We start from the raw sequence: 24,160 nt of genomic DNA on the forward strand, positions 1-24,160 counted from the left end.
GTGCTTTGAAGATATTTACAAACTCGGCACTTGTTGGAATGTTTTTACTTTTTTCAAGTGTTGGTATGGAGCTGTTTGGGCTATTTACGCAATACTATCTTGGCTTCGAACCTTGTGCGAACTGCGTACAGATTCGGCTCTTTATATTATTTATCGGTATTGCAGGTATACTACATCTATTTTCTAATGAAAATTACATAATTAAGATTTGTACATTACTATTATCAATCATCGGTACCTATTTTTCTTTGCAGTTTTCTTGGGATAACCACTTGATTGAAACTGGTCAGAAGCTTTCAAGTTGTAGTTTTGGACCTCCTTTCCCGAGTTTCATACCGTTGGATTCATGGTTACCTATATTGTTTGAGGCTAAAGGCCCTTGTGGGACAGCCGCACCACTGTATGAAAGTATTACTTTTACAGATCTTTCTATCTTTGGCTTATCCCTACTGCTAGCATTAATAACTATAACACTTGTTACAACTCTCTATAATATGAAGGAAAAAACACCTAATGAATCAGAATAAGATTGTACTTTCGATCACCTTGCTGATGGGGATAGTCTTCGCTGTTTTTATTTTTAGTTGGTATCAACAACAAGAAACTAATACTATTTCAATGAAAAACAACGAGCTTGAGCGATCTTACTCTCAGAGCTTTGGGCCTGAAAAGGCGAAAGTTACAATAGTAGAGTTCTTCGACCCCGCCTGCGAAGCATGTAGGGCATTTTACCCTTTCGTTAAGAAAATTATGGCTGAAAACCCAGAAGATATTCGTCTTGTGTTTCGCTACGCGGCCTTTCACGCAGGTTCGGACGAAGTTGTTCTAATGTTGGAGGCTGCACGACGTCAAGGGCTTTATAGAGAAGTGCTCGTAGCCATATTAGCTGCGCAGAGCTCATGGGCATCACACGGTGAACCCAATATCGCGAAAGCTTGGGAAATCGCTAAAAATGCCGGACTAGACACATCTAAAGCTCGCGAAGATATCAATGATCCACAAATAGTAAAAATACTTGAACAAGATACAGCGGATGTCAAATCGTTAGGAATTCAAAAGACACCAACATTTTTTGTGAACGGGAAACCTTTGGAAACCTTTGGTTCACAACAACTCTATGATTTGGTACAAAGTGAATTAAAATAAAATTGACGCACCCCCGCTCTGAGTACCTTGAAGATAAATCTCAAGGTACTTTTTTGGCATAATTCTATCCTTGCCATCCTTCTGTATTCCAGCGGATATTTAATAAAGAAGAGGAAAAAACAGAGCCAGTAGTGTTAAATTAAATAACTCAGTTAAATAACAAATGGCTCTGGAATTAATACAGTTAATTATAGGTTTCGTTTGATGTCATCCAGCTCTTTTTGGGTGATTTCTCCCTTGGCATAACGTCCTTTCGCGATATCCAAGGGCGTTTCTCTATTCATTGATGAAACACCTTTCGGAGAAAGTACTACCCAAAGAACTACCCAAAGAACTACCCAATAACAACGATCCATATTAACATCATAGGCATTTGTCCCGCTCCAAACCAAGAATTACAATATCCGTGCATATTGACCTCACAGACTACTTAGAAGCAGGAGCTTGTTCATTGTTAAAGCGGTTTCCATGACATCTAAAACCACCCTTCCAGTTTGCAAAGTCTTCACCGTGAACCTGCTTCATCCATTCTCTCATGGCTTCTGGGTCGTCGTGCATGCTCTGCATCCAGTCTTGCATTGCTTCAGGGTTACCTCTCAGTTCGAGCATAGCCTGATACTGTGGACTGTCAGTATTCATCATTGAATGCATATATCCAGAGTTGCCTCTTCCTCCGTTCATATGCGCAAATCATCAAGATATGTTTCTACATTGGAGACTCCAATAAACACTACCGTCATTATTAGCCAGAAAAACATACCATTACCCCATAGAATGTGTGATCCATTGCGCTCATCACCCCACGGTTTCGCCCAAAGACTCTTTGACCATTGTAGTAGTCAACTATTTCTTAATGCTTTTCGTATCTGAAGGGAACCCTGCTCGCATAAAAGTGATAATCTTCCACATATCATCCCGTGATAGCTGGCCTTTATATGCTGGCATAGCAGTTCCAAAGGCTTTTCCCCCCTCAGAAATTGACCATAGTAAATACTCATCCACAGCCATGGGCATCTGGATCATATACGCCAGAAGTGCAGGAGAAGGGTTTAACGAATTAGCAATCTCTCCATCCCCCATACCTTGTGCACCATGGCAGGTCGAACACTTCTGTCGGTACAATTCGCCACCTTCTCGCACTACATCTGGCTTTAGTACAAACGGGTTTCTTACGTTTAGATATTCTTGTGGAATGCTTGAATGCATAAAAGTCCAATGTCTTGTCATTCTCTGTCGCTGCCCGCGATTCATCATACCCGGCCCCCACATTTCGCGTTGAGTCCACTCGGGGTTCCATCTATCGTTGCAACAAGGTGGCTGTGATTGAGCGCTGGCAGGATCACTATAGGTTGGCAGTAAAACCAAAGCAGCGAAGACACTGAGCATTGGTAGCATACAAAGTTTACGACACGTTACTTTCATTTTGCTCTCCTTTTTCTGGACATTTTGAGTTCAGTTTGTGCCTGTTGTATTACTTGTATAACAGTGCTTTGATTTAGATTTGCAATAGACGAAACAAATCGGCAAGTTCCGCCGCTGCTCCTTCATCACGCTGATGAACTCTTGATTCAATCAATCTTTAAAATCCATGACACACAAATACATGAATTATTTATTCATACAAATGATAGCTTGCCTGTGCTGGTCTTCAAGGAGGCGATGTGATGAGCCGCTAGCATTAACAGCAAGATGCTCCAAGAGACTTTAGATAACCCTAATATTTCAGAGTAGATCGTTAATGTTGTGAACTGTGCATTTTCCTATTTGCGAGCGTAGTAGTATGAATGACGATATAGGTAGTAATCGAATAGTACTTGGCTGTTTTAGAACCATTAAACTAATCAGAATTGTCATTTATTACACTTGTGGTATTACTGCCGTTAACGAAATAGCCACTTGTTCGAATGAACTAGTGGCTATTTATCTTTATAGATTGCGTTTAATTTCATTGAGTTCCTCTTGAGAAATTTCTCCCTTTGCATATCTCTTTTTGGCAATATCAAGCGGAGACTCTCCCCGTAATGATGAAGTTCCTTTTGAGGAGAAAATAGCCCAGAAGACCAAGCCAATGATCACTATCCACATGAGCATCATAGAGACATGTCCTATACCAAACCAGAAATCGTAAAATCCATGCATATCAATACCCTACTTGATTATTCAGCATTGTCGTTTGAACTAAAACGATTTCCGTGGCAACCGAAGCCCCCTCGACGATTGACAACATTTTTACCATGCATTTGTTCCATCCACTGCTGCATAGCTTCCGGATTTTCGCGCATTTGTTGCATCCACTGCTGCATAGCTTCCGGATTTTTCTGGAGTTCGAGCATTGCTTGATACTGTGGATTATTGTTATCCATCATTGGATGATGAAAACCGAATTGACCATTATTGTTTCCCATGTGTGCGTATACGCCAAGGGAGATTGTCATTACAGCAACAGCGGCCAGTGTTTTTGTTATAGTTCTCATAATGAGATCCTCCATTCGTTATCTTCACCATTATTACAGCAAAAATTACTGTCAGAGGTGTGTCGGAAACGCCATTGTTTCTTTCAAAGTTTGTCTTCCTTTGAGTTTGACAAACTTTGTCACACATTTTGTAAAGAACTGTATATATTGAATATAAAGATGAAATATCGGGAAGAAAAATGAGTAGCGCTTACCATATCCTTATAGTCGATGACCATGCAGAGATAAGAGATCTGCTTAAACGATTTTTTCAGCAGCATGAGTACAAAGTGTCAGTTGCCTCTGATGGAAATGAGATGGAAGAGTATCTCGTACACACAAATTTTGATCTGATCATCTTAGATCTGATGCTTCCGGGTAAAGACGGGATTACTCTTTGCCGGGAGATCAGGGCAAGTTCGAATATTCCGATCATTATGCTAACGGCATTAGGTGAAGATGTAGACCGAATTATTGGACTAGAAGTCGGAGCTGATGACTATGTCTCGAAGCCATTTAACCCCAGAGAGCTACTGGCCCGTGTAAAATCAGTATTGAGGCGTCATTTTTCTATACCTAACATTCTCGAAAAAATTGCGAGTAAGCCTACACATTACTCATTTTCAGGTTGGAAGTTAAACTCGACAACAAGAGAGCTTCATAATTCTGACAATATTCTAATTACTCTTACTTCTTCAGAGTTTGAGCTATTAGTTGCCTTTATAACTCATCCCAATGTTGTTTTGTCACGCGAAGATCTACTGAATCTTGTTCAGGGTAGAGGTGGCGATGTCTATGATAGAGCGATTGATACCTTGATAAGTCGATTAAGAAAAAAAATTGAAATTGACCCGAAATCACCCAAATTGATAAAAACCATATGGGGGGGTGGGTATCGGTTAAGTTGTGAGGTAAGCCATGACTAGGTGGTTTAGCAGGCAGACATTGATCTTCCAGATTGGCATTGTGATTATCTTGGGGTTTATTCTCAGCCTTTGGTTATTCTTTTATCTTTTATCTAGTGAAAGAGCCGAGAGCTTAAACTACCTATCTAGCACTAGCGCAGTTCAAAGGGTCATTTCAGTTTCAGAGGCATTAGATAAAACACCTGAAGCTCTACATGAAAATATTATCAGGATCAGCACAACACCTGATTTATCGCTGTCAATATCTGTCCGTCCCAATGTAGTTACAACCTCAAATAGCAGTTCAGAAGAGAAGCAGCTTCTTTCTCTGTTTCGCTCAGCCAACCTGAATCAAGCTCATGTATCTCTTGTCACTAGTCAAAGAGCCATACTCGATATGGAAGATATGCATAATAGCATGATGCGTAATGGCATGATGCGTAATAGCATGATGCGTAATGACATGATGAAACAGATGAGTATGCGACGATTTGGTTATATTGCAACTATCGATGGTTCGGTGAGGTTACCTTCCGGAGAATGGTTGAACTTTTCTTCAGGGGTTAGGGAAGAAGCGACAGAGTGGTCGTTTGCATTACTATTTTCGCTTTTCGCGGTTGCAACAATAGTAGTTTTACTCTCTCTTTGGATAATTAAACAAGCGTTAAAGCCTATAGCTGCACTTGCTGATGCAGCTAAGAAATTTGGTATCGAAAAAGAGTTAGTACCCCTAGATGAAAAAGGGGCAAGTGATCTTTTGCCGACTATCGCTGCATTTAATGAGATGCAACGTAAGCTAACGTCTTATATAAATGATAGGACAAAGCTTTTAGCGGCAATTTCTCATGACTTAAAGACTCCGTTAACCAGTTTGAGGTTACGACTAGAGTTCATTGAAGAGAGTGAAGATAAACAGCAGATGCTGAATACTTTGCAGTTGATGGAAAAAATGCTCAACGCAACCATGTCTTTTGCGAAGCAGCAAAATGAACTAGAGGCCAGACAATTAACAAATATCAATACACTATTTCAAACAATCGTTGACGAATATGCGGAAAAAGGGGTATCGGTTATATATGAAAGTTCACACGAAGATCCGATTAGCTGCCCTCCAGTTAGCATTAGGAGAATGGTTGAAAATTTAGTGAATAACAGCATTCAATATGCTGGAGGATATGAATCTGTAATTTGTATCGATGTTGAATTGAGTGGTGAAATGATGATTATTTCTGTCACTGATGAAGGCCCCGGTATTGAAGAAGATAAATTTGAAGAAGTCATCAAACCTTTTGTTAGGTTAGACAGTGCCAGAGATACTACGTCGTCAAATGTTGGTCTCGGTTTATCTATCACTCAATCAATCGCTCAATCCTATGGAGGCAAATTATCTCTTCAACAAAACACACCAACAGGGCTCCGAGCTATTATTGAACTTCCAGTCTTAAGTGGTGATTGATCTTAATGAATTTTTCAACAAGCCCTTATATATATCAAGACTGTCAGTCAATGGCATGAAGCTCTGTGACCGACAGTACCAGATGGAGCTCATATCAGTATGAGTAGATCACATGCTAATGAAAACAATACTTAAAAGGGTTAGATTAGTCGCGATTTGGCTTGCGGTAGAATCACTTTTCCTTGCGTCTTAGGACAGATGTTATGAAGCCCAATCATATTTCAATATCAGCGTGCTGCCGTTTACTATAGAACAACTTGCCAAGGGGTATTAGATTCTTATGAAATTGAAAAAGTCACTCCTTTGCTACTTTCTGATTATTATGATCGCTGTATTTCTACTATGGATTTGGCTGTATCACTTCAGCATGCCGCAATGTGGTTGTTGTGATTGGCCTGCTGATTGCGACGGGTATTTGGCATCTCCGTTCGGACAAAAAATAGCGAACATGCATAAGTAATCACCATTTCTTATATTTTCAAATTTGATTGCTAAATCAAATATTCAGAGTTTCTCGTTTGCAAGCGAAGCTGTTTCAATGACGATAATAGCAGAACAGTATTTTTTGTGAAGTGGGATACTTTTTCTTATCTGAAGCGCCCAGATTAGGGTGTATACTCTAACCTATTTATGTCCAGAAATGAGTTTGAAAGTAGTTCGACTAGAGATGCTTTGATGGAACCGCCACGCCCGAAGGCAACGGGATTTTGAAGAGGTAGTGTGTTGAAGTGATTGGAGGGGTGTTTATGGTCTATATATGGTTCATCGATTTCGTCGCCAGCTCTGCGGTAGCATTTCCAGCATTTCAATAGCGATTACGATCAGAGCGTCGTAGAACAAGGCACCAAATCGGCGCATGACTCCTGCTGGTGGCAGAGTGTTTGTTGATGTCATTGTGTTATTACTTCTTCAAAAATTGAGGCGTCAGAATATAGTTTAAGGCTTAGCGTGAAAAGAGACATAACGCACAGCTTATGATTTAGTGGCGAAATTATCGGCAAACACACATGAATTCAAGTTTTTATACTTGCCACATCAGTTCGCATACGTATAATGCCAGACATCGAAAGGGCAATGCCCCAAGATAATGCCGGTATGGTGAAATTGGTATACACGACGGATTCAAAATCCGTTGCCTTCGGGCGTGGCGGTTCAAGTCCGCCTACCGGTACCATATTTAAATGATAAAGCCTCGACTTCTGTCGGGGCTTTGTTGTATCTAGGCTAATCAAAAGCTTAGCTCAGTTTTCCTTTTCTGTTATCTACACTTTTCTCCCTCAATAGACTCACTTTATCAGCCTTGAATTTTCTTCCATGGTGCATCTATGGTTCATCACATGTCGATTCTGTGCTCAAGGGAATCCTAGTAAATCCAACAAATGCAAACTTCTGCAAACTTCTGCAATCTTGCAAGCCAGTATTACCAAAGGCTGTGGAGTCAGAGAACCATGGTACGACCATGGTGACTTTACGGTGCTATGAATTTTTAATGTGGCCTTTGGTTGCGAAAAGATCGTTTTTATGGGGTTGTTGTTAAGCCTTTTATCATGGGCGTTGTTGGGTAGTGTGTCACTAGCGCGCTGGGGATATACATTAATAACCAATCACACGAAATAAGTGCGCAGTTGCATTTGTCGTAATGATATGCATTATATTTAACTGGCTTTAAGTGAATGGAATTGATTTGAATGAAAGCGATATTTGTTGATGCGGAAAATGTAGGTTTAAAGGAGCTTGAGAAGATCAACGCTACGATTGTCGATAAGGTATTTGTATTTTCGAAATCAGATGCTGTTAAGTTGGTTTGCCAAAAATCGTTATACCACTTCTTGGGTGATTACCCTACTGGACCGAATCAAGCCGACTTCTACATTATTGCTTACCTATCGAGAGTGCTACTGGCTCTGGATAAGAAGCAACTAGGTTCAACACATTTTGAGCTATATAGTAACGATGAGAGCTTGATAACAGCTTTTGAATTTCAGTGTGATGTGCTTGGTGCGAAATTCGAGAGTATCCGTACAAGAAATAATACCGTTGTATCGATTTCCGATTCGAAAATATCCCTCTCAACGGCACAGAGTAAGCTTCTTAAAGCCTTAAAATCACCTCACCCACTCGACCAAGAGCTGCAAAATCGACTGGGACTATCCAAGCCAGATTTCACTAAGGCGGTTAACGAGCTATCTAAGAATAATCAGATCAAGCGTACCTCTGATTGTAAGAAAAAGTGGGTATCTTGTTAGCCATGTATTTTTACATGTAAATGTCTCGATATTCTCTTTAGAAACCTATCAACGAATTTCACTACAGCCACCAGAAACGATTCTAATGCGATGATTCAGTATCGTTATTACTGACTTTAAATGGGTGAAAATCACGGTTGTAAGCTCACTGAGAGATTGTCAGGGGTGTTTCTGTGGGGAAGTGGGTGAGATTACCGAGTCGAGCACTGCTGGGAGAATTAATCTATATTACTGATGCGGTTGCTATGCGAAATATGGATTTTAATTGGGGTAGTGGTATCGGTGGCTAGTTGATTGCGCGAATGTAGTGGGATGAATTGAGAGTTAGGTTTCAGATAGAGTATTGATATTAAATATATAATAACCAGTACAACAGCTTGCCGTAGGCCGCTGTTGTACTGGTTATTATTAATACTTTGTTAGTGGTTCTGCTGACGAAAATCAGACACTAAGCCCTTAGAAAACCTCTTTTGCTAGAAGAGCTCTTTGCGTGTCAGTTACCCCAAAACCTCGACATCACTAAACATGTAGCCGTGTTCTAGCAGTGATTGCTTAACTGACTCTCTGAGACTGATATCGATATGATCTAGTAGTTCTTCTGCTGCTAGTTTTGGCTGTATTGTTAAGATTTTTTGGTCGCAGATGCTAGCTTCTTGAAGAAGAATTAGATCATTGTTGTCTAAAGAATATATTAAAGTTTTTCCTTGGACTTCTCTTTCTGTAGAGAAAGCTAATTTACCACCAATTTGAACTGTATGAATAACTGGTTCGGGTACTTGTGCAGTCAACATACCTTTGAGTCCATCGAATAGTTCTAACTCATGTTTATTTCCGTCTAAAGCAATTTTTAGCTGGCCTGATTTCAAAATGCTATCGGCTATAACAGATAGGTCATTCAGGCGAGGATCTAGAACCTCAAGCTCTTTACCTGATGTTAGAGCTTCACAAGCTTTTTGGTGGAATACTTTGTCGCTATCTAGCTTGGAACATAGTCCTAGTTCTTTCGCTTTAAAGTTAAAGAGTTCTGAGTAGCGATCTTGCTGTTCCTCTATAAATTTTTCAAAGGTGCCTTGAAGTTTTTTAGCGGAATCAATTGCGAATTCGATATCGTCAAATTCGATGAAGTCTTCTGGTTTCGTAATAGACTCAGGGTAATACATGTTTTGGTTTTCTAGCCGTAACATACCGTACTTAGGACCAAATTGACTGTCATCGAGAAATTGAGCAACTCTCTCCATAATGCTTGCGAGCTGTTTTAGAGAGTAAGAGAATTGCGAACCTGAGTATTTGAAATCTTGTAGAGCTTTGTCGACTTGTTGAAGAAGCTCGTCTTTTATATCTTCAAGGTTTAGTTCGGGGTTTCGATTGTATAGGGTTCTTTGTAAGCTACTCGAAATGGAATGTTCAATAGTACTCTTGAAGAATTCTCGTTCGTTTTTCTCACGCTGATTTTTATTTTCTATCTGTTCTTCAGTCTCTTGAATTGTTTCTTTAAGCTGTGCGAGTACGGCTTGCATAGTGTTTTGGTAACTTGATGGTAATACGCCAAATGGTTTTACATATGGTGACATTTGGTTAATCAAGTGTTTTTGCCTCTTAGAGAAATAGAGGTCGGAATCCACTTCCTTGCATACATACAAGTGATACTGAGCTGCGATAATCTCATTTAATAACTCTAATGAATCAGCACTATCGAACTTCTCACGTAATTCGAAAGGAAGTGACTTGAGCTCTCCTATAAAGGCTTTCATTTGCTTTACCAGAAATAGGTCTAGGTCTTCTTTAGATAAAGCTAAACGCACGCATTTTGAAACTTGGAATGTTTCTGCTTTATGGTTCGGTAAGCGGAGGTTTAACAATGCTCTTAGTTTTTGAAGATATTCATTGCTAGCTTTCTGACCGTCTTTCCATCCGTTGATTCTGGACTGTTTTACGCCACATCTGCGAGCGATTTCTGATGGGGCTATATTTAACGATTCAAGTTGCTCGACAATGCTTTTTGCGCAGTCCTTATCAAGCTTTTGATTGTGGGTTATTGATTCTGACATAGACACCTCTGTTTGGATTAAGTTTGAAATGACTATAAGTGCATGTGATTATCAATGGAAAGGAAAACTTACGGAAATCTGTCTTTTTAATTTACTGAAATTTAAGGGGTAATTTTTATTTTCAAGAAATTAACAAAGAAATTTTGGGTGTTTTGAAGGTGTTTTGGACTGAGAGATACCTTGCTATTCGTTATTTTTGGGAGATTTTTTACATGAGAGGAGAGTTTTTGGATTTAGATGTCTTTGTGCGTAAATTTTACATAAATAAATCTCTATGTTTTCTTTGTATGTTTTGGTTCTAGTTTGTTTTTACGGAAGTTTTGAGTAACTTTGTGATATCTCTAACCGTATCGCGTCGCCGTAACAAACAACTATTCAAACAGATATTAACTAATTGAATATCTAGTTAATGGAGGTTTGAATGAGCAAATCACAACGACTCACCACCACTTTCCTCAACAATCTCAAGCCCAATCCTGCCAACGCTAAATCCGCTGATTACGAAGTTAACTTGTCAGCTATGAAAGATAGCGGCTTGCCTGTGGGCGTTAGATGTCTGGTGGGTAAAGGAAAGGGATCTGTCAGGTTCATATTTAGGTTTACTAGCCCTGTAACTGGTCGCAAGGCGTCGATCGGTCTAGGGCGGCTCAATGACACTGACCTAATCACCTTGCGCAAGAAAGCGAAAGAATATCGGCAGCAAATTCTTGAAGGTATTGATCCGAAGATCGAGCGTGATACTGAAAAGGTCGATAATTCTATGACCCTTGAACGGTTTTTCAATGAGGTCTATTTACCACTGGCTAAGCAAAAGCGAAGCTGGAAAGATGATCAAGCGAGGTTCCGTCATGCTAAGTCGATATTTCATGTTCCCATTAATGAATTATCGGCGGCACATATCGTTAAGATCCAAATGGAAATGCAGGGAGCTATAAGTAAGACAACAGGGAAACCTTATGCTGTAGCTACGATTAATCGTGTATTAGCGCTTTTGAAAACGGTAAACCGTCAGGCTTACAAGTTGATGGACGCGCCGTTGGTTGCTGATAAGGTCAGCTTGTTGAAAGAAGACAACATCCGTACTGGTTACTTTACCGAAGCACAGTTAAAAGAGTTCATAGGTCATGCTCTCAATCATGAAGATAAAAGTATTGGGGCATACCTAATTATTCTGTTTTTGACCGGATTACGCGATAGTGAATTACGATTGAGATTAAAATCCGATGTGAATTGGGAGGAGAAAACACTCACTATTCCGCAAACGAAAAATGGTAGTAGCCATGTTATTTACTTAAGTGATTACATGCTTGATATTTTGAGGTCGGTGCCTCATGTGGCGAATAACCCATATCTCTTTCCTGGACGTAAAAGGGGTAAACCCGTAGGTCAACCTAGGCATGCTTTCAAGGCTATCAAAGCCAAGATGGGACTGCCCGACATACCCGGAGATAAAGCGAACCTAACCCTACATTCAGCTCGGCATACGGTTGGGAGTTTATTAGCTAGCCAAGGAGTCTCGTTGCACGACATAGCCAAGCAGTTGAATCACGCTGACCTTTCATCCACAAGGCGCTACTCGAAATTGACCGTTGGACGTAGGAGGGAGATAGGTTCTCGTTTGTCGGATATGGTGACTGCGAAACCAGAGATACGTTGGGGGTTGAGAGATAATGAGAATGAATTACAGAGGGATATAGATGAAATACGATGATTGGTCCGATTGGACAGACTGGGTATTGCTGTCCAGTGTTGACATAAATTCGATACCTAAGGGACCAGGAGTGTACATCATTGCTGCGGAGAAAGAGCTCAGTAGAGCCGTTGGTGTTGATGAGCATGGGATTTTGGATATCGGTGAAAGTGTGACGTTAAACTTTCGAGTTCGTGCTTTTATAAGTTGTGCTACTGGAACGAGCCAAAAAGGACATATGGCTGGATGGCGATATTGTAATTTTAATTTTGAGGATGTATTTCCCCTCGATACTCTCTATGTGTGCTGGAAATCATGCAAAACGAAGGAAGATGCATATGCATTGGAAGGTAAGTTACTCAATGGGTATGTACGGCAACATTACGAACTACCGCCGTTAAACTACAAGTTTAATTGGTCTGAATAAAGCAATACATATTAGAAAAGCCCCTGTTTAGCGAAGAGCTAAACAGGGGCTTTTTCATTATTAGGAGAAAATAATTATGAAAAATGTAAACAAGTTTGAAGATATTCAATCATTGCCAATGCCTGATGGTGTGAAAGTAAAACTGCTAGAGCATCTAATAGAACCATTCGGTGATGAAGAAAGTACGAAAGCGTTCTGGGATGAGGTCGGTACGACTTTGTACTTGATTGAGGCCGATGATACCGATGAAACCTTGAGTGAAGAGTCAGAGGAAGCTCAACACTTTCTACGCTTTGTTACTAACTACCCTGAATGGGTTCTGTTACTAAATGATGATGACTCTCCTTGGCTAATTGCTGTTGCCATTGTCACTACGGCTGGTAGTGGGGTGTATTGCTGCGCTCCAATGAACAGTCCAACGTTCCCTGTCGTCAAGCTTGCTGATCAAGCTGAATCTTAATCTCGAATTTAATCTTAATAGTCACTAATAGTATGGAGGTGTCCCATGGCACGTAAAACCAATCAAAAACAAGAAATCGTTCAACCTGAAGCAGTAGAGAGTAATGAACAAGTCACGGTTACTGACGATAGTCCTGTAGACTATTTCACTAATGTTGTGCTAGAAGGCAAAGCGAAAAAGTTATCACCGAAAACTCAGAATCATGTGTTCTATGAGCTTTCGGTCCATGATGATCTAAATGCTCTATTCCTTAGACTTTCGGGTAATGAAGGTGGCGGTCTTCATAGTAAAGAGTGGATAGCCTTTGAAGATATTGTCGCCGTGTTAAATGAGCAAGACGAGAAACCGTTTAAGAGCACTGTATTCAAGTCAGTGTTCAAAGGTGGGTCTGCTAATAATGCTGGATTTATGGCGGCGGCACTGCGTGGGTTATTACTTATCCTGCCGTCGGAGAAATCGGTGTTTCTCCACGTTCTTGCGCCTGACTACGAGCAACGTCGTGATGAGCTCATGTCATTAGTGGACGGTGAAACCGAAGCTAAATAACGTCGAATTTCTTATCAATCCTTACCGACCAAACTACTTCCCAAATTTCATACCGTGTACTACCCAAGAGTGCATCCCTAACAAGCTAAAAGAGAATTTATTATGAAACTATGCTTTTCAAAGAATAAGCTGATTTTACCTGTCAGTGTGGATCTTCAAGATACTTTAAACCGAGTGATCAGCGAATCAGGTAAATGGACACCCATGATCCAATCGGTCGTCTTTTCTTTCCGTCAGAAATCTTACAGCCCGGAGAACGGTGGCTACCACCCTGTGGAGGTTCGTATCACTAGGCTTAATGACCAATGGGTTTTCGACTACATTACTGACTTTAGTTACTGTGGATTGATGCCTGAACTTGAGAAAGAAATCGACTTTGATTTTGGTCATGGTGTGGCTTACATCCGTTACATGGGTGAAGTTCCCATTACTGATCCCAGTGTCGCTGAGTTCTATTCGATGTGGGAAACCAACTTTCTAAGCTACATCGGAATGGACTGCTTTGATGAGATAAAAGTCACGGTGGATTAGTCCATCACTAACGAATCAAGTTGAAAGCACCATGTATGCACCATAAAATCCGCCTCTCACTTCCTAGTGAAACCAAGGCTTCCTATTGTTCCATGTAACTCATGGTGTGATGGGAAGCCTTTTTCATTGGATCAAGTTTCTACAACGGATTACTTAAACGTTGCCGTCGGGGTTCAGAGAGGGTGCAGTTGCTGGACTGTAATGGACGGTGGAAACACCAAGGAAGGGAGACTTAATTTTAACGAGTTTGCTTGGTTCTCACTGGTGTTTTGTTATTAAAGGCTCCCATTGCTATCTGGAAGCAATGGGAGTGAGTGTTTTGGTTTAGCCTGCTAGTTCAATCAGGGCTTGTTGAGCTTGTTGCTCTTTACTGTCAAGGCTTGATGGAAGAGCGTAACTCTTAATGTTTGGTAGTGAGTTCAAGTACTTGAAAAAACCTTGAGTTGTCATAGGTTGTACAGGTTCGAAGTAAGCTTCTTCATCATCACCAAATGAAAACTCTGAGCAGTACATTACAAGATCTTCTTTCTCATAAATCAGGGCGATAGAGCGAGAGTCTTCAAAATCACTGTACGCTTTGAACTCTAAGTGTAGAACTTCCTGACCCTCAACATTCGATAGGAACTCAGCTCCAGCTTCAATCGTATAGTGGTCAGCGTCGACTGACATTGTACACATTCCCATAATTGCCTCATGAGCATGTGCTGCTGCGTTGCATTTAGCTAGCTTTTCACTAGTACAACCATTTAATAGCCAATCTTCTTTGTTGAATTGCGTCATTATAGTCATTTCCTAACTTATTAATTTAATAAGCTATTGTAATGGGTTCTAATCTACTGATTTTCAAGGGTTATAATTTGTTTTGTAGATATTTATTACTGCATGGCAATGTTCTTTTGATTCTTATTGTCAGATAGGTTCCTATTGCTATGTGGAAGCAATAGGAACCGTTAAGGTCGTTTTCTCTAGTACGCGTATAGGGAGCCGATTAGAAATGTAATTTACCCTGAAATTCTTCATGGGCATCTGTTCCTAATTAGGCACCAAGAGTGCACCTAATCGGTTGTTAAAAAATCCGAGTTAAAGTTGAGTTTTAGTTAAAGTCTATCCAATGAGGCATACAACTCACGCATTAACTCAAGTTTCAAAGTGGTAGGTGAAAGAACCTCTATGCGTGGCATCCATTGTTTTAAAATCGGCATGATATCGCCTAGTTTGGATACTCGACTGGAGACTAATAAGCTTCCATCGGGTAGTTCCTTCAATAGTTGTTGGTTAGGGAGAATAACATCATCAATAAAGTGTGAAGCTACCTCAACATCAACCTGTAATAACACATCTGCATTTTCAGCAGTTAACCACTCCATTCCCACCCTACGGATGTTTTCTAATACCTTCGGTGCTGGATAGTATTTATCTTCAGTGGTGTGAATCTGGGAAACCTTAGCAAGACGGTACGAATATAGCTGATCTGACGCTACTCCACTGAGGTACCAGATACCCCTGTCATTCACCAATCGGTACGGATGCACCTGAGTTATCAGGCGACCTTGGTAGGTAAGGTCAATGATAGCTCTAGAGGTAATCGCACTATTTATCTGAGTAAACATACCATCAAACTTGTGAGTGTCTTCGATACGTGGATTTTTAAATAGGATGGTTGAAGCTGAGGTACTGATATTGTGCTTTGGTGGAAGCAGACTTGATAACCCTGATTCCTCAAGAACACGCTGGGTGGTTGTTATGCTTGAGCTAAGCTGACTTTCTAACTGGTATCCATGTTCTGTTTTCATGATAGGAGCATTAATCAATCGCTGGTTGAAATCCCGGCGCAAGGTCTTTTCACTCACACCGTATTCTTCCATTAGCCAACTTATAGATAGCACTTCACCTCGGTATAACCGAGTCAGTATATCTCCAAGTCTTAGGGCTAGTTTTTCGCTCTTATCATTCATCTCAATATCGTAACGAACCAATTGGACGGGTTGTGTCCGTTAGATTTTTAAATCTTTCAATTCGTTACGCACTAAGAACTGGCATAGCTTTCATCAACCTAGGTGGAGCAGCGGCTATACAAAATATTCAATCAATTTCATCTTGTTGGACACACCCTGTCCTTAACCCCCTTTATTCTAACAACCAATAAGTCAACAAAGGCTGCGAGCTTGAGGCTTATTCACCATTAAGGAAAAAAAAAATGAAAAAATCAATCATCCTGCTCGGTCTGACTTCGCTATTCGCATCTTCAGTATTCGCAGGTGGTACGTTCGGTGGTAATCCGGGCGATATCTCGAAAATGAAAGAGCTACTAGAGCCACAATGGAATGGTAAGGCAGGTATTCAGAATACAGCGTCTTACGGTGTCATCGTGCAATGGAAAGCCGATGTCTGCGGAACAATGAATGGTCATGTCACTGATGTGACTCAATGCGGCCCTGATACCCCAAAAGGTAAAGCGCAATAAATTTTGTTGTGGAGCTTGGCTCACGATATCTCAGTTTCGAAATTGGAACTCTCTAGGCTGAGGTATCAATGAGCTCCGCAACACTCAATCAACCAACAACAAGGAGCCTTAACATGGCGATTAAATCAATTACAACACTAGTTACAACCTGTCCTGCATGTGGTGAACGTGCTTATGATGATGGCAGCTGTCAGGTGTGCGGTCACTCTCACTAAAGCGGCATTAACAAAAACTCCAAAGGGTCATGTTCTTCATTGAGCATGGCCTTTTTTCATATCTATAGGAAAGGAGAATCATGATGAAAGCATATGATCGAATCATGCCTCAACAACGATGGTTTAAGCCTAGCGTTTCAACTGGACTGAAGGGAGCACATTATGGGACGGCTCTAGGTGCTAGGTTTGGGCCTCAAGGTGTTGTCCTTGGTGGTGCAATCGGGTTTGTCAGTGGAGCTTTAATCGGCGGTGTTCTGGATGAGCTAGACGTTCTCTAATGAAAAAAGTAGAGGTGGTTTTTCCTCTACTTTTTTCTTTATCGTAATTTGTGTTTTTCGCTTTCCCTTACTGTTGCAAGGGATCCGGGTTAGTGTGTCATTAGCTCGTTGGGGATATACATCAACAACCAATCACACACCAGAACTTATCAACCAAAGTCCCACTCAATATCATCATCACAGATAAAGTAAAATTCTTCGTTCTCTTTGGAGTACCCAAGACCAAGCGCTTTCTTCGAGGCTAGGGAGCCTAGGTAATATGTAAAATGTGGGCAAGATGTTTTCAGTTTATCCAAGGCGTTCTCTAGGTTTTTGCGAAGACTATCCATTTCCTTGGTTTCCTCAACCTCGTCTACTTTAAGCATTTGCTTGAGAGAGTCATGGTTAGTTTCGAACCAGTCAATGTCTTGGCGTAATATGGCTTTTAGGTCGTCTGTTGTAAGTACATTATTATCACTGAGCATATTAATTTCAGTCAGTGAATTGATGGCAATGGACGCTAGCTTTTCTTTTTTATCCCAATCTCCAGCCTCAAAATATCGACTTAATAGATTGAAAAACTGATTGCGCAGTTTCTCCTCGTAACCATGTTTGGCATCCAACGTTTTAGTACTCATGCCTAACTCGTGCTGAATATCTTGTTCGATTTCGTCAGTAGAATAGCCACTACCCATGTTGTAAGAACTCTTGCGGTATTCTTTTAATATTTTATACAGTAGCGACATGCCCTTGGAATTGCGCACTGTGGTTCTCTTATCAGTTCCGAACTGAACTAAGAAGTTTTTGCCTTCTGGTTTTAAGGTTACTTTCTCTGGTATCGGAAATTCGGCTCTAACCTTGTCCATTAACCAACTGGCGAAGTTATCGCTCACCTCTATATCTACATACCAATATTCACTGACACTTAGTAAATCCCAATCTGGTTTGAATGGTGCTTTGTCGAAGTAGCTGATCATAGCCATGTGTCTTTGTAGACCTTCTTCAACGGCAGAGATCTCGTAATTCGGTATAGGGTTGTTGTGCCAGTATATCGGAGGTAACTCAACCGCTACCATGTGCTGATTATTTTCTGAAGTGATGGTTTCTTGCGTGTGGGTGAAGTGTGCGAACCCTTTAGCTGATATCTGTCCCGACTGAAGTAATTCCATCAATGTTAAATGAGCTGTGGAAGCGGCTAGAGGTGACTTGTCGGTATCACTACATAATGTATTGGTAAGTTCTTCCAGTGTTAGTTGTGGCAATTCTTTCCATGGTAACGATTCGTTTGAGTCGTGGTGTATATCACTGACTTCATCACGCAGAGGGTGAAAGAACTGACGATTGCGATTTGGTGAATAGCGATAAAAATCGTTGTCGTTTTCATCTGCGAACAAATGACCATCGATGAAATTACTCGCATCAATGCACACGTTATCTTCATCATCGTAGTATGAATAGAGCGTGTTGTTCTCGTAGTACGTGAAAGGTAAAGCTGTTACCAATTCTTCACGCTTCCAGTGGAAGGCTTTGTCTTTTGCTTCAAGATCCCATTCCCCTCGTTGTTCTTCGACGGGTATTCCTAGTTTTCTTTCGGCTAGCCAAAGACAGGCTGAGTAAGCCTTTTTTAATGATATAGACATTATTAGCTGTATTTTTTTAATAAGTTTTTTGGATTGTCTCATTTTTTCCAGTTCTTTCCAGCCTTGGGTTATATCGATTAACTGATATTTGGATGGATTAAATGAGCAGTACATCTATAGAAATGACCCAGAAGGTGCTCAATGTCTTGCCTCGTCCTGCTAAGGGCGAGCAAGGTGTTGAGTATCGATGGGCTAAGAACTCTCGCTTACGTTTATTGGTAACAGCTTCGAGTAAGCGCTGGATCGTTCGCTTTGGTTGGAAAGGGCAACGTTACTACGAGTCATTTGGTACTTACCCTGAAATGAAGTTTGCTGACCTTGAGAAGTTGGCTTACCAGTTTATTGCTGATGTTCAGTCTGGTGACTACCGCAAAGGTAGTCGCCTGACTGTTCAGCAGTTCTTTGATGAAGTACTCGTGCCTTTCAGTCAACGTCACCACCGTGATCATAAGACGTTTGTATCTCGTTCTAAGCGCGTAATGGTTGTCTTAGGTAACAAGCGTATCACTGATGTGACTCGTCGTGATGTGGAGAAATTTCTTAACTCTTTAACAGGCTTATCGCCAGCTACGGTAAATCGTTACCAAGCCTTTTTATCCAAGCTGTTCTCTATGGCAATAGAGCACGACATCATTGAAAAGAGTCCTGTAAAGGGCGTGAAAAAGCTGGCTGAGAACAACGTTAAAGATCGTGTGCTCTCATCGAAAGAAGTAGAAAGCTTTTGTCGTCATGCTTGCGCTGAACCTAACTTCATTCATGCCTATGCGTTGATGCTTAGCCTGCTTACAGGTATGCGTATTGGTAACGTTATTAGTCTTACTCGCTCCATGTTAGCCGATGACCTATCGTCTGCTTTATTGCCTATGACTAAATCCGGTAAATCGCAGCGCATTTACCTTTCAGAGCCTGCACAACGTCTTGTCCGAAAGTGCCTCAAGGTTTCTTTTAATGATTGGGTGTTTCCATCGTTGAAGAACCAAGGTGAGCATATTGCCTACCCACGAGCTTGTATGGATCGTATTCAGCAAGCCATGAAAGTGGAAGGTTCGCTAGAAGCGCCTTTCACTATCCACGATCTACGTCGTACCTATGCGACCCAGATGCTGATCGCTACCAATGATATTCGTTTAGCTCAACAGAGCCTTGGTCATTCTAATGTGAGCGTCACAGAGCGCTATGCCTATTACCAAAACACCCATCTAGCGCAAGCCTCTCAGCAGACTGTTGAGGCAATGCTCCCCAATTTTCAATTCAGCTAAGGAGAACACGATGAAAAATGTATTAACAGTAGAAGAGTTTGCAGAGGCATACAGCCTTAACCCTGCCACGGTGAGAACGAATGTGACTCGAAAGCCTGACAGTTTACCCAAGGTATTGCGCATTGGCCGCAGTGTCCGCTTTTTAGTTAGTGAAATTGAAAAATGGGAAAAAGCTTTATTGGAAACGGCATAAACCACGAAATTTTCCAGTTCTTTCCAGCTATTACTTTTGCCAGTCGAGATTGGCTTGATTGGTACACAAACTTAAATAAAACATAAATCGATGGAGATTTTATTATGACGACTTCAACTCAACCACTATTCATCCGTAACGGTAACTCTGTAGTAAATGCGAGTACTGCAACGAGTTTGACTCATAACGGTGACTTTACTTTGTTACTGGATGATAAATGCCAAAAAGTAGCTTTTGACCAAAGCGAGAAAGCGCCTGAATTGTTTGAACGTGTGAAGAAAGCAATTAAACCGCATGACAAGTATGGATTGGCGTTAGATAACGGTGGCTTTATTGATGCACGTGTTATCTCAAATGTGTTCGTATCTCCGAAGACTGGTAATTTAGTTATGGTTGGTCTTAATGACCGTCCTCTATGTGTTCTTGATGCTAAAACTTTCTCTGACCTAGATGGATTGACCGAAGTGATCTTGGATGCTCTGGTTAGTGTCGGTGAGGGTGAGAAGTTCCCTGTTATTGAATGGTCTGCTTACAAGGCTCAGTAATCTGATTTCGATTTAACACTATGGCTCTGCGGAGCCATTTTTTGATCTAAGAGGAGGATAAAATGGAAGAATCAATGAATTACTGGGCTGAAGATGCGGACATTAAAATTGAAGAATCATTTGATGGTATCGAGGTCGATGAAAGCTTAGTTGAAGCTTGGGGCAATGCGAGTAACGATGAGCATGTAGATGAAACACTTGGTAGTATTTCGGTAGAGACTATACCGCCCGTTGAAAACATTAGTAAGTCTGAAAATTCGAAGGATAAGAGTAAGCGCTATAAGGCTCGTACTAAGTTCTTCGACCGTCCGATTATCTCATTCGATACTGAGTATGTGTTGTCGAAGTGTGGCAAGTACAACCGAGTTTTAAGCTATCAATTTGTCACTTTACATAATGGCAAAGTGTCTAAGTTAGTGTTGTATCCAGACTCAGCTAAAAAATCTGGTCGTTTATCGATGGATTACTGCTTTGCTCGTGTTATTGAAAAGGCCATTGAAGATGATGTACTTGAGCTTTGGCCTACCGATATCATCGTGACAGCTCACTTCATGAAAGCTGACCTATTTAACTTTAATCAGGCTTTTGAGCAAGTCAAAACTCATATCAAGGGGATCCGAAAAACTGTGGCGAGTTTGGGGGATGCGTATGAGTTGGATTTAAGTAAGGTCATGACTCGTCGTATAGATAAAGAGCCAGTTCAGATTAAAGATAAGAACCGCAATTATCACACCTTACATATGTCATTTTTCGATACGATGTTACTTGCTCCTGCTAGCGCTCAGGCTTTATCGGCTGTCGGAAATATCGTAGGCGTCCCTAAATTGGAAATACCAGAACCATACAGCATTGAACGTATGGATGAATATCTTGCCGGTAATAAGGCTGGATTTGAAGAGTATGGTTTAACCGATAGCCTCATATCAGCTCTTCATTTCAAGGTGACGGCTGACCTATGTAAAGAGCTAGGTTTGAAGTCAGTGCCTTATACGATTGGTGGTATGGCGGTCAAAACATTCATTAACTCGCTTGATGACCCTAAAAGTTATCGCAAGCTATTTGGTTTTGAAGAGAAGAAGCGAGAAATATGGTCGAAAGAAACTGGCAAGGTTCGTACAGTCACTATTGAAGAGCCTACTCAAGCTCGTAAGACCATGGAGTGGTTCGCATCGGAATGTTATAGCGGTGGCCGTAATGAAGCGTTCTGGTCAGGTGTTACACCAGTTGATACTTGGCTAGATCTAGACGTTCCTTCGTGCTACGGAGCGATTACGAATGGTCTGCGCGAAATTTCTTACGAAGACATGTACATGAGTAACAAGGTGGAAGATTTCTTTGGCGATAAAATGGCACTGGCTTGGGTTGAATTTGAGTTTCCATCTTCTACTCGCCATCCGTCACTTGTTGTTCGTGATAAGGACTCACTAATTTTCCCACTCCGTGGTGAGACTCACTGTACGGGACATGAATTAGAGGTTGCATATAATCAAGGCGCTAAAATTAAGATCAAGCAGGGTTTCATATTTCCATGGAAAAACGATGTGCGGATCTTCGAAAAGTACATGAAGTGGGGGCGTGAAAAGCGAAAGAGCTATGAGAAAGGCTCATTTCAGGAAAAGCTTGTTAAAGAAATGTTAAATTCTACGTATGGAAAATTTAGCCAAAACGTAAAACCTAAGCAAACATTTTCAGTGGAGGATGGATACAGTAAGCCTCAACCTCCATCCAAATTGACCAATCCATTTTATGCTTCGTATACATGTGGTCTGGCGCGTGCATTATTAAGTGAAATGTTAGCTAGTGTGCCAGATGATAAAACGGTTCTGTCAATTACGACTGATGGATTTCTGGGTAATACAAGTGTTGAAGACCTTGATTTAACTGGACCAATTTGCCAGCGCTTTCGTGAGTTGTTTCATCGCATGGAGCCTAATGGTGGTGAGATATTAGAAGTTAAGCACAAGGCTAAGCAACTTATCTGTGCGAAGACGCGCGCTCAATATACGGTAACTCCAATGGACGGTTGGGAGCCTGTACTTGCGAAAGGTGGGGTTCAGGTTCCTAAAGGTGTTTTTGATCAAAATCAGTACATGGTGGATCTATACAAAGAACGAACACCTGAACATATGACTGATTCGTCACACCTTACTTCGCTCCGTTCAATGTGTACCGAACGTAAAGATATGCTGATGGAACGGAAGCAATCACGCTTGAACCTTGAGTTTGATATGAAGCGTGAACCAATCAACCCACGAGTTATCGAAGTTGATGGTGTTCCATTAGTTAGCTTTGAAACTAAACCGTTTAAGAATGCTTTTGAGATGCGTTATACCCGTATTCGCTTTGATGCTTGGCGTAAGAGTGGTCGTTGTTTGAAGACCATGGAGGATTGGTACGACTGGCAGGAGCGTTTGAGTATGTATAAGGCGAACGATAAGGGGGAAGTTCGTTTAAAGAAAGATGAAAAGTCTGATGAATTAATGGCTCGTTTGTTTGTGCGCTTTTACGGTCATGAAGTATCAGGTATCACTAAGAAAGATATTACCGCTAAAGCTCTATCTGAATGGTTTGTAGAGTTAGGTTATGACATTAAGCCTAGCTTGGTGCGTGGTGCTGGTCGAACAAAGCTTGTGGAAGGTACTGTTCCCCTTACTCCATCAACGTTGAAGTTAGCGACACTGCTGGTGGGTAAATTTCCTCAATTTGACCCTGTACCGTTGTTTAATGCCTCCGATGAAGAAGTTATGCGTCAATTAGAAAATATTTCGTAAATGATGAAACGCCATGAGCCCTTGTATAGCAAGGGCTCATGGTCTGTGTGTATCTAGTTCGTTTGGGATACACATCAATAACCAATCACACAACCTCATTTCTTTCCAAATCTTTCCAGCTTAATCCTATGCCACAACGTCGTGGTGATCTTGAAAAATATAGGACCCGTTATGTCTAAAACTAAATATTATGCTGCATTGAACAATAAGCGTGCTGCGGTTGTTACTAACTTTGAAGAAGCTAAAGAGATCTATGACAATGAACCGGGTGGTCATAATCGTAAATTCAATACTTATGCTGAAGCTGAGGTTTATCTACTTGAAAAGATTAAAGAGCGTGATAGCCGATTAAAGTTTAACAAACCTAAACGTGGAAAACGTAACCCATATCATAAGAAGCCTACTGCTATGCAATTACTGGGAATTACCCCTTACAACTTAGAAGTGAAACCAGCTAAGGCAACTAAGCGAGTACTGACTTGCTACTTCGGTGGTAAGAATGCCGATTCAACCATTACAGGCTCTGATGGAAAGAGTGAGATTGTTGCTCTGAGTTCTGGTGCCACTGCCAAGCTGAAATATCTAGAGCTGGCTCAGGCAGCGATTCAGTATGCTGATAACGCAATAAATGATGGTGTGAATAGTGTCGAAGTTTGGGGTATTGATGGTTCGGTGCTAGTCACTCTGAATGAATGGGCTCCGAGATACCGTGAACGTGGCTGGGTTAATTCGTACCATAAGCCCATTGCTCATCGTGAAGTCATCGAACCAATGTTGGCTCTGTATGAAAAGTTAGGCGATAAGGTGAAACTGAACACTGGTGAGCAACCAATAGATAACGACGTACCATTCTAACTAAACATAAAGTTAGCCCTACAGGGGCTGAGAGGCTTGTCCTCTCGGTTCCT

The 24,160-nt window shown here is 41.1% G+C and carries 26 protein-coding genes, 1 tRNA gene and 1 pseudogene; 18 read left to right on the forward strand and 10 right to left on the reverse strand.

Annotation, left to right across the window (positions count from 1 at the left end; all coding sequences use genetic code 11):
- The first annotated feature begins 5 nt into the window (after nucleotides 1–5).
- Together OCT63_RS05665 and OCT63_RS05670 are read left to right on the forward strand one after the other, a co-directional pair.
- Complete coding sequence (locus tag OCT63_RS05665) at nucleotides 6–527, forward strand: disulfide bond formation protein B (RefSeq protein ID WP_161687961.1); 522 nt, start codon at nucleotides 6–8, stop codon at nucleotides 525–527.
- Entirely contained in the window at nucleotides 514–1,146 is a 633-nt protein-coding gene (locus OCT63_RS05670; protein WP_016796746.1) for a DsbA family protein, read from the forward strand. Before OCT63_RS05665 ends, OCT63_RS05670 begins: the two co-directional genes overlap by 14 nt.
- Before the next feature lie 188 nt (nucleotides 1,147–1,334).
- Here OCT63_RS05670 and OCT63_RS05675 read toward each other — a convergent pair whose 3' ends face one another.
- The 5 genes from OCT63_RS05675 to OCT63_RS05695 form a co-directional block, all read right to left on the reverse strand.
- Nucleotides 1,335–1,502, reverse strand: a complete 168-nt coding sequence (locus tag OCT63_RS05675) for an SHOCT domain-containing protein (protein WP_161753542.1) — start codon at nucleotides 1,500–1,502, stop codon at nucleotides 1,335–1,337.
- Nucleotides 1,503–1,572: 70 nt separating this feature from the next.
- Complete coding sequence (locus OCT63_RS05680) at nucleotides 1,573–1,788, reverse strand: hypothetical protein (RefSeq protein WP_139130303.1); 216 nt, start codon at nucleotides 1,786–1,788, stop codon at nucleotides 1,573–1,575.
- A gap of 201 nt (nucleotides 1,789–1,989) precedes the next feature.
- A complete protein-coding gene (locus OCT63_RS05685; protein WP_269983337.1) occupies nucleotides 1,990–2,400 on the reverse strand; it encodes a c-type cytochrome in 411 nt (136 codons plus the stop codon).
- A gap of 672 nt (nucleotides 2,401–3,072) precedes the next feature.
- Nucleotides 3,073–3,285 carry an SHOCT domain-containing protein gene (locus OCT63_RS05690; protein ID WP_161687966.1) on the reverse strand — a complete coding sequence of 71 codons (213 nt, stop codon included), beginning with the start codon at nucleotides 3,283–3,285 and terminating at the stop codon, nucleotides 3,073–3,075.
- A gap of 17 nt (nucleotides 3,286–3,302) precedes the next feature.
- On the reverse strand, nucleotides 3,303–3,620 hold the full coding sequence (locus OCT63_RS05695; RefSeq protein ID WP_161687968.1) for a hypothetical protein: 318 nt from the start codon (nucleotides 3,618–3,620) through the stop codon (nucleotides 3,303–3,305).
- A 179-nt stretch (nucleotides 3,621–3,799) separates the two neighbouring features.
- Between OCT63_RS05695 and OCT63_RS05700 the strand changes: the two genes are divergently transcribed.
- Together OCT63_RS05700 and OCT63_RS05705 are read left to right on the forward strand one after the other, a co-directional pair.
- On the forward strand, nucleotides 3,800–4,525 hold the full coding sequence (locus OCT63_RS05700; protein ID WP_161687971.1) for a response regulator: 726 nt from the start codon (nucleotides 3,800–3,802) through the stop codon (nucleotides 4,523–4,525).
- Entirely contained in the window at nucleotides 4,518–5,960 is a 1,443-nt protein-coding gene (locus OCT63_RS05705) for an ATP-binding protein (protein WP_161687972.1), read from the forward strand. The genes OCT63_RS05700 and OCT63_RS05705 overlap by 8 nt, the downstream gene beginning before the upstream one ends.
- A gap of 798 nt (nucleotides 5,961–6,758) precedes the next feature.
- Here OCT63_RS05705 and OCT63_RS05710 read toward each other — a convergent pair.
- A pseudogene (locus OCT63_RS05710) lies at nucleotides 6,759–6,854 on the reverse strand (RDD family protein); the annotation flags it as partial.
- A 195-nt stretch (nucleotides 6,855–7,049) separates the two neighbouring features.
- Between OCT63_RS05710 and OCT63_RS05715 the strand changes: the two are divergent.
- Both OCT63_RS05715 and OCT63_RS05720 read left to right on the forward strand, forming a co-directional pair.
- Nucleotides 7,050–7,134: transfer RNA gene (locus OCT63_RS05715), tRNA-Leu, on the forward strand.
- 514 nt (nucleotides 7,135–7,648) lie between these two features.
- A complete protein-coding gene (locus OCT63_RS05720; protein WP_269983338.1) occupies nucleotides 7,649–8,206 on the forward strand; it encodes a hypothetical protein in 558 nt (185 codons plus the stop codon).
- A gap of 497 nt (nucleotides 8,207–8,703) precedes the next feature.
- Here OCT63_RS05720 and OCT63_RS05725 read toward each other — a convergent pair whose 3' ends face one another.
- Entirely contained in the window at nucleotides 8,704–10,254 is a 1,551-nt protein-coding gene (locus OCT63_RS05725) for a hypothetical protein (RefSeq protein WP_269983339.1), read from the reverse strand.
- A 421-nt stretch (nucleotides 10,255–10,675) separates the two neighbouring features.
- Between OCT63_RS05725 and OCT63_RS05730 the strand changes: the two genes are divergently transcribed.
- The 5 genes from OCT63_RS05730 to OCT63_RS05750 all read left to right on the forward strand — a co-directional run bounded on the left by OCT63_RS05730 (nucleotide 10,676) and on the right by OCT63_RS05750 (nucleotide 13,908).
- Entirely contained in the window at nucleotides 10,676–11,965 is a 1,290-nt protein-coding gene (locus OCT63_RS05730; protein WP_269983340.1) for an integrase family protein, read from the forward strand.
- Nucleotides 11,952–12,371, forward strand: a complete 420-nt coding sequence (locus tag OCT63_RS05735; RefSeq protein ID WP_269983341.1) for a hypothetical protein — start codon at nucleotides 11,952–11,954, stop codon at nucleotides 12,369–12,371. The genes OCT63_RS05730 and OCT63_RS05735 overlap by 14 nt, the downstream gene beginning before the upstream one ends.
- Before the next feature lie 76 nt (nucleotides 12,372–12,447).
- Nucleotides 12,448–12,831: a hypothetical protein gene (locus OCT63_RS05740; RefSeq protein ID WP_269983342.1), complete on the forward strand. Its 384-nt coding sequence runs from the start codon at nucleotides 12,448–12,450 to the stop codon at nucleotides 12,829–12,831.
- A 45-nt stretch (nucleotides 12,832–12,876) separates the two neighbouring features.
- Nucleotides 12,877–13,377, forward strand: coding sequence for a hypothetical protein (locus OCT63_RS05745; RefSeq protein WP_269983343.1), 501 nt, complete (start codon nucleotides 12,877–12,879; stop codon nucleotides 13,375–13,377).
- 102 nt (nucleotides 13,378–13,479) lie between these two features.
- Nucleotides 13,480–13,908: a DUF2787 family protein gene (locus OCT63_RS05750; RefSeq protein WP_269983344.1), complete on the forward strand. Its 429-nt coding sequence runs from the start codon at nucleotides 13,480–13,482 to the stop codon at nucleotides 13,906–13,908.
- A gap of 324 nt (nucleotides 13,909–14,232) precedes the next feature.
- Here OCT63_RS05750 and OCT63_RS05755 read toward each other — a convergent pair whose 3' ends face one another.
- Nucleotides 14,233–14,688: a hypothetical protein gene (locus tag OCT63_RS05755; protein WP_054866221.1), complete on the reverse strand. Its 456-nt coding sequence runs from the start codon at nucleotides 14,686–14,688 to the stop codon at nucleotides 14,233–14,235.
- A 317-nt stretch (nucleotides 14,689–15,005) separates the two neighbouring features.
- Nucleotides 15,006–15,863, reverse strand: a complete 858-nt coding sequence (locus OCT63_RS05760) for a helix-turn-helix transcriptional regulator (RefSeq protein ID WP_081230773.1) — start codon at nucleotides 15,861–15,863, stop codon at nucleotides 15,006–15,008.
- A gap of 242 nt (nucleotides 15,864–16,105) precedes the next feature.
- Between OCT63_RS05760 and OCT63_RS05765 the strand changes: the two genes are divergently transcribed.
- Both OCT63_RS05765 and OCT63_RS05770 read left to right on the forward strand, forming a co-directional pair.
- Nucleotides 16,106–16,372 carry a hypothetical protein gene (locus tag OCT63_RS05765; protein ID WP_017086930.1) on the forward strand — a complete coding sequence of 89 codons (267 nt, stop codon included), beginning with the start codon at nucleotides 16,106–16,108 and terminating at the stop codon, nucleotides 16,370–16,372.
- A 295-nt stretch (nucleotides 16,373–16,667) separates the two neighbouring features.
- On the forward strand, nucleotides 16,668–16,865 hold the full coding sequence (locus tag OCT63_RS05770; RefSeq protein ID WP_390903059.1) for a hypothetical protein: 198 nt from the start codon (nucleotides 16,668–16,670) through the stop codon (nucleotides 16,863–16,865).
- A gap of 149 nt (nucleotides 16,866–17,014) precedes the next feature.
- Here the strand turns inward: OCT63_RS05770 and OCT63_RS05775 are convergent, their stop codons facing one another.
- The gene (locus OCT63_RS05775; protein WP_269983345.1) at nucleotides 17,015–18,484 is read right to left on the reverse strand and encodes a hypothetical protein; all 1,470 of its coding nucleotides are present in this window, start codon (nucleotides 18,482–18,484) and stop codon (nucleotides 17,015–17,017) included.
- Nucleotides 18,485–18,585: 101 nt separating this feature from the next.
- Between OCT63_RS05775 and OCT63_RS05780 the strand changes: the two genes are divergently transcribed.
- From OCT63_RS05780 to OCT63_RS05800, 5 genes are all read left to right on the forward strand, one after another.
- A complete protein-coding gene (locus tag OCT63_RS05780) occupies nucleotides 18,586–19,743 on the forward strand; it encodes a tyrosine-type recombinase/integrase (protein ID WP_269983346.1) in 1,158 nt (385 codons plus the stop codon).
- A gap of 10 nt (nucleotides 19,744–19,753) precedes the next feature.
- On the forward strand, nucleotides 19,754–19,936 hold the full coding sequence (locus OCT63_RS05785) for a helix-turn-helix transcriptional regulator (protein WP_269983347.1): 183 nt from the start codon (nucleotides 19,754–19,756) through the stop codon (nucleotides 19,934–19,936).
- 104 nt (nucleotides 19,937–20,040) lie between these two features.
- The gene (locus tag OCT63_RS05790) at nucleotides 20,041–20,481 is read left to right on the forward strand and encodes a hypothetical protein (RefSeq protein WP_210446919.1); all 441 of its coding nucleotides are present in this window, start codon (nucleotides 20,041–20,043) and stop codon (nucleotides 20,479–20,481) included.
- Nucleotides 20,482–20,543: 62 nt separating this feature from the next.
- On the forward strand, nucleotides 20,544–23,252 hold the full coding sequence (locus OCT63_RS05795; protein WP_269983348.1) for a DNA polymerase: 2,709 nt from the start codon (nucleotides 20,544–20,546) through the stop codon (nucleotides 23,250–23,252).
- 171 nt (nucleotides 23,253–23,423) lie between these two features.
- Nucleotides 23,424–24,107: a hypothetical protein gene (locus OCT63_RS05800; RefSeq protein WP_269983349.1), complete on the forward strand. Its 684-nt coding sequence runs from the start codon at nucleotides 23,424–23,426 to the stop codon at nucleotides 24,105–24,107.
- The last annotated feature ends 53 nt before the right edge of the window (nucleotides 24,108–24,160 follow it).

The sequence above is a fragment of the Vibrio sp. RW genome, from assembly GCF_027587105.1.
Classification (GTDB): domain Bacteria; phylum Pseudomonadota; class Gammaproteobacteria; order Enterobacterales; family Vibrionaceae; genus Vibrio; species Vibrio toranzoniae.